This is a genomic window from Plesiomonas sp. ZOR0011 (assembly GCF_000800945.1).
Taxonomy (GTDB): domain Bacteria; phylum Pseudomonadota; class Gammaproteobacteria; order Enterobacterales; family CAMTGL01; genus Plesiomonas; species Plesiomonas shigelloides.
In genome coordinates, this window is sequence record NZ_JRKB01000021.1 from 112193 (window position 1) to 120165 (window position 7973).

At 49.2% G+C, this 7973-nt stretch carries 8 protein-coding genes; 1 reads left to right on the forward strand and 7 read right to left on the reverse strand.

Annotated features, from left to right (window positions below; genetic code table 11):
- Positions 1 to 193: 193 nt before the first annotated feature.
- On the forward strand, positions 194 to 1552 hold the full coding sequence (locus tag L975_RS03830) for a phosphatidylserine decarboxylase family protein (protein ID WP_047707276.1): 1359 nt from the start codon (positions 194 to 196) through the stop codon (positions 1550 to 1552).
- Between the two features lie 196 nt (positions 1553 to 1748).
- Here L975_RS03830 and L975_RS03835 read toward each other — a convergent pair whose 3' ends face one another.
- The 7 genes from L975_RS03835 to L975_RS03865 are packed head-to-tail and all read right to left on the reverse strand — an operon-like array spanning position 1749 to position 7332.
- Entirely contained in the window at positions 1749 to 2279 is a 531-nt protein-coding gene (locus L975_RS03835; protein ID WP_047707277.1) for a DUF3833 domain-containing protein, read from the reverse strand.
- Positions 2276 to 2845, reverse strand: a complete 570-nt coding sequence (locus L975_RS03840) for a chalcone isomerase family protein (protein WP_081995594.1) — start codon at positions 2843 to 2845, stop codon at positions 2276 to 2278. Before L975_RS03840 ends, L975_RS03835 begins: the two co-directional genes overlap by 4 nt.
- Positions 2829 to 3344: a DUF2878 domain-containing protein gene (locus L975_RS03845; protein WP_047707278.1), complete on the reverse strand. Its 516-nt coding sequence runs from the start codon at positions 3342 to 3344 to the stop codon at positions 2829 to 2831. Before L975_RS03845 ends, L975_RS03840 begins: the two co-directional genes overlap by 17 nt.
- A complete protein-coding gene (locus L975_RS03850) occupies positions 3325 to 4578 on the reverse strand; it encodes a cyclopropane-fatty-acyl-phospholipid synthase family protein (protein WP_047707280.1) in 1254 nt (417 codons plus the stop codon). Before L975_RS03850 ends, L975_RS03845 begins: the two co-directional genes overlap by 20 nt.
- 7 nt (positions 4579 to 4585) lie before the next feature.
- The gene (locus L975_RS03855) at positions 4586 to 5338 is read right to left on the reverse strand and encodes a DUF1365 domain-containing protein (RefSeq protein WP_052181254.1); all 753 of its coding nucleotides are present in this window, start codon (positions 5336 to 5338) and stop codon (positions 4586 to 4588) included.
- The gene (locus L975_RS03860; RefSeq protein ID WP_039046593.1) at positions 5335 to 6585 is read right to left on the reverse strand and encodes an NAD(P)/FAD-dependent oxidoreductase; all 1251 of its coding nucleotides are present in this window, start codon (positions 6583 to 6585) and stop codon (positions 5335 to 5337) included. The genes L975_RS03855 and L975_RS03860 overlap by 4 nt, the downstream gene beginning before the upstream one ends.
- A 3-nt stretch (positions 6586 to 6588) precedes the next feature.
- Complete coding sequence (locus L975_RS03865) at positions 6589 to 7332, reverse strand: SDR family NAD(P)-dependent oxidoreductase (RefSeq protein WP_052181255.1); 744 nt, start codon at positions 7330 to 7332, stop codon at positions 6589 to 6591.
- Between the last annotated feature and the right edge of the window lie 641 nt (positions 7333 to 7973).

Genomic DNA, 7973 nt, shown 5'->3' on the forward strand with positions numbered 1-7973 from the left:
CGGCCCGCTTTCATGATTTGATATTTAGTTATGACTGCTGCATTCATATACACACCACGAAACACAGAGATACAATGCGTGTTTGTTTTGGCTTGGTTTCTTTTTGTTCACTGTGCCTATACTGCTTAAAAGTTAGTATTTACCGTCATATAGAGGCGCAGTTATTAAACGCGCCATCAGAAGAGGCATCGTTATGAGCATTAATAAAAAAAGTCACAGTGGTAACTGGTTGCCAAAAAACAAAAATCACATCGCAGCATGGATAAAAGATCAAAAAACCAGAATTGATAAAAATGCAGAGCTGGTTCAGCCGGTTAAAGAGTTCCAAGAATTAGTGCAAGGTGATCCTGAACTCTCCCGTCTTGCTGCCGCCATGTTCACGGAAGCATTAGCGCAGAAAAAATTAACACCCATTGGTACCCCAGAAGTTAAAGACTTCAACGAGTTTATCCAACTGTTAAATCAAGTTATGACTCAAGCACCTGAGTGCACTGAGTATTTGGATCCTAAAACCGGTGCGTTGGAGCCGTGTGGTCTAATTGGTTTCCCGATTAACGCGTTGCTGGATTGGCCGATGGCGACTAACTCCGGCTATGCATTTTTCGCGAATGAATTAGTGAACCAGCAGTTCAAAAAAATCCTGACTTATTGGAGTGAGTATTTATCATCCGAAGCATCTCGCTCTGTATTGGTCGATAATTTCCCTGAGCGGACACCAAAAGTATTTGGTTGGCTGAGTGAAAATGCGCGTACCGAAATGATTTCTGTGGCTTGCCAAGCTGAGCCGGCTAACTCACCAAATCGTCAAAAACCGTTCGAACACTTCTTCAATTGCGATCCAAGTGATAAGTACTACGGTTTTAAATCATGGGATGATTTCTTCACCCGTACCTTTGTGCCTGGCGTAAGACCGGTCGCTGAAGGTGACGATGTGATTGCCAATGCCTGTGAATCCGCGCCGTTGCAAGTGGTCAAAAATGTTAAACAGTCATCGAATTTCTGGCTGAAAGGGCAAGAGTATTCACTGGAAAACATGATGGACTTCGAGCCAGAAGCAGCGGAGTTTGTTGGGGGTACTGTTTACCAAGCGTTTTTGAGCGCCTTGAGTTATCACCGCTGGAATAGCCCGGTAAGCGGTATCGTCAAAAAAGTCAAAATGGTGAACGGCTCTTACTATTTAGGTAACCGTAACCAAGGTTTTGAGAATGAAAATGGCGCAGATGACAGTGCACCAAATAATTCACAGCCATTCTTATCTGCTGTTGCGACACGTTCGTTGATCTTCATTGAGTCGGATAATCCAAAAATTGGTTTAATGTGTTTCATTGCTATCGGTATGGCGGAAGTATCTTCTTGTGATGTTACCGTTAAAGAAGGCCAGCACATTAATAAAGGCGATGAGTTAGGCATGTTCCACTTCGGTGGTTCTACTCACTGCTTGGTATTTAAACCAAGTGTTGAGTTGGAATTCGATTTCCATAATACAAAACCAGGATTGGATGCGACTAATATTCCAGTATGTTCACGCATCGCAACGGTAAAAAATAAATAGTGTCAGAGTAGCGCCGTAAGTCAGGTTATTTTAATTTGCTTACGGCTCTATATGCTAAATGTTATTGCTTTGCATGTATGCGCTTTCTGTTTGTTTGGGCGCTGCATGTATATGCGCGTAAATGTGCGTATAAAAGGAAAAACCGCATCAGGTGTTGCGGCTTTTCCTTTTTTTCGTTCGCAAGTCATGTATCTATTTAAGCTTTTGGCTTTTGTTCTATATAGATAATCACTTCGCCGACTTTAAAACCGAATTTGGTGATTTCGGCTTTATTAATCAGCCGCTGCTGATCAATCAGATACATCCAGTCATCGAATTTCACGTTCACACGCTGACCACTGCTGAGTTCCAGAGCTAGGGTATAGTTCCAGTTCATGGCAAACCCATAGGTGCTACCACCAGCAGTACCGACAATGTCGCCTGCGGTGCCTTGCCACTTCTGATTGACCTTCTGCAAATACCAGATGCGCTCTTGTTTTTTACCGTCATCAAACAAAAACTGTTCATGCAGCTCTCCTTTTTCCGGTGAGCTCCAGATCCCTTGCATGGTAACGCTAAAACGCCGCTGCACTTCACCGCTGCGGTCGGTTACGATGCCATAGCCGACCAAGTCGCCATTAAAGAAAGTAGGCAGATCCCACTCCGGCGCTTTGCCAGCATAGTTCTCCGGTTTGACGCCGCAGCCGACCACCATTCCGGCTGCCAGCAACAGGGAAAGTGCTTTCATGGTTTTTCTCCTTTAAGTTGCCGGGTTAACGCCGGCTTTAAGCTGTTGTCCGATAACCAGATAGCCAAAAACGAGGGACTAAATTGTGGTGAGCGAACTTGGCCGATGCGTTGTGCGTTATGGTAGAACTCAGCGCTATCCGCGCTAGTGGCATAAAACGTGAGGGTGTCATAGGCGCGAATATCCGGCCAGATGTGCTCCAGTTGCGTGAGCCAGCGCTCGCGCACGGCTGGCGTTTGGATCGCGAGGCGCTCCCATTCATCGCGGGTAGCGCTGATCAAATCTTCATCATCGATATCCGTGAAATACGAAATGGATAACGCAACGGGATAGACATTGGGTTGGTAAACGCCGCTGCGATTGAGCAAGGTTGCGCTGTAAATATCGGCCCATAGCCAATTCATGGTGCCTTGGCCTACTGGTTTTAATTGCTGCGTGGGTAATGCATAGAGCGCAGAGCTAAATCCGCACACCACGAACAAGCCCAGAGCCAAAAGGCTAATCGATAGGAAGCGAAACTGGCATCGAAAACACAGCGTTTGGCGATAATCAGTCAGAGACGGCATCGGGATACCTCGTTGAAATGATCCGGGCCAAGTGAATCAGCAACGGCAGCAGCAGCGCCCAGATGGCGGCAATGCCGATGATCACCAGCATGAACGGATAACCAAAACGGACTACTCCCAAAGCATATGCAGAAAAATAGGAGAGTGCGCCCCCGAGTGCGCCAAAAAGGATTTGCCAGCCTAGGTGAAATTCAAATAACCAGCCCAACCCATGTGGCAGCGCCAGAATAAACCCGACCCAAACCGTCACCATCCATAATGGGAAACCGCTCGGGAAAACAAAAACCCCAGAATAAGTCAGCAAAAAATCAACGCCGATACCAAGCAGTGACAACGGCAAAATCCGCAGATCGCGCCGAGGTGTGGGCGTTAGCGCCAGATGCAACAGTGCGAGTAGCAGGCAAACGCCGTTCGCATGGAATTTGACAGCAGCCAGCCAGTACAGCTCAAAGGCGAAGAAGTGGATCCAACGCCAATACTTAGCGCGAAAGAGTGGCATCGAGAGAGTTCCATGCCTGTGACCCCGGCTTACAGCCGGTGATATGCACCACACTGATGGCGCGTTCTAAAAATCCTGCCTCGCAGTAAGCAAAGTAAAAGTCCCATAGGCGCATGAATTCGTCTGAGGCGCCGAGTTGTTGTATGGCTGTCGCCTTAGCATTAAAGGCTTCGCGCCAGATATGCAGCGTCTTAGCATAGTGATGGCCGAAGTCATGTACCTGAACCACATTCAGATCTGTATGGCGGGTGAGGGTATCGAGGATCACGGTCAGGCTGGGCAGAAAACCGCCGGGGAAAATGTAGCGGCGGATAAAATCGGTTTGCGAGCGGTACACCTGATAGCGTTGATCGCGAATGGTGATCCCTTGGATCAGAAAACGCCCTTGGGGAGCGAGGAGTGTTGAGATCTGGGTAAAGTAACTGGGCAAAAAAGCTTCTCCGACCGCCTCAATCATCTCAATCGACACCACCTTATCAAACTGACCTTGGATATGGCGGTAGTCCTGAAATAAGAGGGTGATCCTATCTTGCAACCCTTCGGCGTGAATGCGCGCGTTGGCAAACTCAAACTGCTCTTGTGACAAGGTCACTGTAGTGACGCGACAACCATAATGGCGCGCGGCATAGATCGCCAAACCGCCCCAACCACTGCCGATTTCGAGCAGGTGATCTTGCGCCTGTAAATCCAATGATTGGCAGATGTGCTCGAGTTTGTTGTACTGCGCGTCAGCCAACGTTTGCTCCGGGTGGCTAAACAGCGCGGAGGAGTACTGCATCTCGGGGTCGAGAAACAGCTGGTACATGTCATTGCCCAGATCGTAATGCTGAGCGATATTTTTGCGCGCACCGCGCAGAGTATTGCGGGTGAAAAAATGGCGTAGGCGATTTAGCGGCGTCGTGAGCCAGCGTAATCGCGCTTCGAGCTTATCAAATACGGCCTGATTACGTGCCAGCAAACGGATCACTTGCACCGGATCAGGGCTACTCCATTGTCCGCGCATCCACATTTCACCGGCAGCCACATCACCTCCCCAGAGCAGTCGGCGATAAAACAGAGGATCATGTACCGTTAATGTCGCGGTGATGCTGTCATCGCGCTGAATCGTCAGTCCGCCAAAATGGTCATCATGAATAATCAAGGTGCCACAGGTGATGGCGTGTAAAAATTGCAATACCAGCTTACGGGCGTGGTTATTAACCGATGACAGGGTCTGTATACGGGCTGAATCCATACGGGCCTCACGGATGCGGATAAAAACGAAAGCCTTTGAGCAGCATCTTGGCTGCCTGATAGTAAATAAGAAGAACCACTTTCAAGGTCATCGCAGGGAAGCGGCGTAACAACTGCCGCGTGCTGCTCGGCGTTACGGGTTGTGCGCGCAATGACAGACGAGCATGAAAGACCGCTTGCTGACTCTGATTATCAAGATTGGTGATGCCCACAGAAAAATGGGCCGGATCATAATGAATTTGCCATTGGTAGCGCATATCCATCGGCATAAAGGGTGACACGTGGAATGCTTTGGCTGTTTGCACCGCTTCTGCCGGTAACGGCACCAGATAGTAGTCACGCTCGCCCCAAGGAGTATTGGACACCTCGGCGAGTAAATAACGCAGTTGTTGCTGGTGCATGAGCAGATAAAAGTTCACTGGGCTGAAATACACACCAAGACAGCGTGCGTTACCAATAAATAGCACGGCGGTGTCATCATCCAGTATTGCACCGAGTTGGCGCGCTTTATCGCGCACGGCTTGGCGCAAGGAGCCGGGGCTGGGAAGGTAATCCGCGCGGTAAAAGCTCAACAAGGGAAACGGGCCTAATCGGCTGGCGACCCAATTTTGGTGCTCTGGCAAATCATCGAGCCATTTTCCCAGCATATACACACGGTACTTGAAGACATTGTGTTTTGGTGAGCGGCGGCTGTGCAGCACCTCGCCGTGCCAGTACAGCGTGTGTGGTGTGCCATCAGAATGGGCGGCTGGGAGCGTCATGGAAACACCACCCCGAGTCGCCGCGCGACATCAACGGCACTGCGCACTCCGTCTTCGTGAAACCCGTTATACCAGTAAGCGCCACAAAAATAGGTCCGGTTAACGCCGGAGATCCGCTCACGCTGCTGCTGTGCCCAGATCCCTTCCGAGGTAAAGGTTGGGTGGTGGTAACGCAAGCGCTTGATAATGCGCTCCTCAGCAATCGGAAAGCGCGGGTTCAAGGTGACACAGAAGGTCTCTTTCGAGCGAATACCTTGCAGGATATTCATGTTATAGGTGATTTGCGGTAATGCTTGCAGTTCCGGTTGCAAGCGGTAGTTCCAACTGGCCCATGCTAAGCGGCGCGCGGGTAATACGCCCGTATCGGTGTGCAGCACCGCTTCATTTTCCGCATACGGCAGCGCACCCAGAATATGCTGTTCATCCGGTGTTGGCGCTTGTAGCAGTGCTAGCGCTTGATCGCTATGACAAGCAAAAATCACTTTGCTGAAGGTGTGAGTTTCACCGCCAGCGTCTATCTGCACCGCATCCGGTGAACGGCTTACGCGCAGCACTGGAGTGGATAAATAGATTTTAGCCCGTAACCCTTTTATCAACGGCTCAATATATTGACGTGAGCCACCAGGGATCACATACCACTGTGGCCGGTCAGCCACATTTAATAATCCGTGGTTGGCAAAAAAACGTGCGAAAAACAAAAAAGGGAATGCCAGCATTTGCTGCACGCTGGCTGACCAGATAGCGGCCCCCATCGGCAATATATAGTGTTGTTGAAAGAAGGTACTGAAACCATGCCGGCTTAAAAAGGTGCCCAAGGTAGAGGTATCGTTGGAATCTATCTGACGCAAGGCAGCACTGGCCAAGCGATTAAAGTGTAAGATCTCAACGATAAAACGATAAAAGGCCGGGCTGAGTAAATGACGACGACGAGCGAACAAGGTGTTCAAGCTGTGTCCGTTGTATTCGAAATCGTTACGTCCACACACCGAAAAGCTCATTTCGGTTTTCTGGGCTTGCACGCCAATACGGGTGAGCAGCTGATTAAACAGGGGATAGGTGCGATCGTTAAACACGATAAAGCCACTGTCGATGCAGTATTGGTGGCCATTGAGTTCAATATCATGGGTGTGAGTATGACCGCCAAGGCGTGAATCAGCTTCAAACAAGGTGACGTCATAATGCGCATCGAGCAAGTGGGCCGCTGTCAGACCTGAAATCCCTGAGCCGATAATCGCGATCCGTTCCATGGGTTATGTCCTTTTCAATAAGCGGGCCAACCAGCGCTCCGGCAAATGTTGTAGCAATTTCAGGCTGAGAATAAATAGCGTCGGAAAGCTAATAACGGCTCGATTTTTTTCAATACCTTGAATGATGTGTGCTGACGCGGCCTCGACACTGATGATCCCGGGCATGGGGAAGGTGTTCTTATCGGTCAGCGGAGTTTTGATAAAACCGGGTTTGACCAGCAACACATCAATGCCGTGTGGGCGCAGATCCAAGCGTAGCGATTTGGCCAGATAATCTACGGCAGCTTTTGACGCGCCATAGGCTTCGGCGCGCGGTAATGGTAACCAAGTGACAGACGAGCTGATAAAAACCAATTTAGCCCGAGGCGCAAGATGTGGCAGGAGATAGTGCAAACTGTAGCCGAGGCTTTGCACGTTGGTCTCAATAACGCGGTGAAACAGGGCCGCATCAAAGTGCAACGGGTCGTCGATGTATTCGCAGGTGCCGGCATTGAGGATCACCACATCCCATTGCTGGCTAGCAGGCAGTTGCTGATAAGTCTGTTCATCGGTGAGGTCGCCACTAAAAACCTCGATACCGGCTGCGGTAAGTTGAGCAATTTTTTCCGGATTACGTCCAATACCGCTGACGTGCCAGTGACGCACCAAATAATCGTGCGCCAGTTGCTCACCCAAGCCTGAGGTAACGCCGGTGATTAACACGCGTTGTGGGGATACGGTAGCAGCATTATCATCCGGTTGCGTCATGGGTCAGCCTCATCATCAGGTTGCGATAACGCCATTTAACGGCACAGCAAAAGATGTGCGTCAAAAATCACAGTACTTTTCATGTTACGAGCTTGTCACGCGACGAGCTTGTCATGCTACCAAAGCGTTGGTTTGCATAAATTGGGTGTATCTATAAGGAAGACTGATATCAGTGCGTTGCTAGCCGCTATTGGTCTACCTCTCTATGGTTATGACAATCTGTTAATGGTAAGTAAAGTAAAATGTTTAAAAACGCACCACCTGTATATGAAATATAATAAGCAGACGTTTTTTATGCATTTTAGTGTGTTCCGAGTTAGTGAATGCCAACGTTGGTGCATGGCGAGCGTTGATGAAACGTCAGCCGGTTCTGCAGTTTCATGAAATTGGGAATATCTAAGAGGTAATAGCTATGAAGAAAGAACAAAGAAGCAAGAACGTCTGTAAATGAGGTACACATAGTCTCTTAAGTATGAAAAATGAGCTTGGCCGCGGTGGTTACCGCCTAAAATAGGGTAGATTTCGTCGTTTCAGGTTAAAAAATGCGCGCTTGAATTAAATTTGCGATTTAGCCCTTGCGTCTTTTCGGCGCCTCCCTATAATGCGCTCCCTGTCGGCACGGAACGAAACGCGAAAGCAAA